1 pseudogene is annotated in these 772 nt (G+C 54.0%); it reads right to left on the bottom strand.

From position 1 onward, the window contains the following. Nucleotides 1-772, bottom strand: a pseudogene (locus IEX04_RS18615) (peptidase S8/S53 subtilisin kexin sedolisin); the annotation flags it as partial.

Raw genomic sequence — 772 nt, 5'->3', positions numbered from 1 at the left:
CTCAATCGAAACGCCGTTACGCTCCCACTGGTACTTCAATGCCGCACCAGACGGTGCCCACGTTCCCGCGCTGACCGACAAGGTCGAACCGATCTTCGCGATTCCTGAAATCTCCGGAACCGGTGCTCCGAGCTCCTTAAGTTCTACCTGGTCCAAAATATTCACGATTCCCAAAGTGCGGAAACCATTGCCACTATTGCCCATCACGTCATTCAGAGGGAACAACGACACTTCCCAGGCACCAGAGGCAGCACCCTGAGGAATCGTGACCTTACGTTCCCAAGTTCCATCCTTCGCCGAGCCAGAAACAAGAGTCATACTCCCGAAACCGTAGCTTTGACCCGAATCGTGGGAAACACTTAACGTCGGAGCTTGAGTCCCGGTCGCATCGGTAATCGTGGCCCGGATGGTGATCTCGGCCGGTCCGTCGGACAAATTATGGTTCAACGGCGAGACAGAATAATTTCTCAATACCGGAGCCGAAACATCCGATACTGACGACTCAATATTCACGATTCCCAAAGTGCGGAAACCATTGCCACTATTGCCCATCACGTCATTCAGAGGGAACAACGACACTTCCCAGGCACCAGAGGCAGCACCCTGAGGAATCGTGACCTTACGTTCCCAAGTTCCATCCTTCGCCGAGCCAGAAACAAGAGTCATACTCCCGAAACCGTAGCTTTGACCCGAATCGTGGGAAACACTTAATGTCGGAGCTTGAGTCCCGGTCGCATCGGTAATCGTGGCCCGGATGGTGATCTCGGCCGGT

Source organism: Glutamicibacter ardleyensis (assembly GCF_014644555.1).
Classification (GTDB): domain Bacteria; phylum Actinomycetota; class Actinomycetes; order Actinomycetales; family Micrococcaceae; genus Glutamicibacter; species Glutamicibacter bergerei.
This window is presented reverse-complemented; position numbering and strand designations above follow the sequence as displayed.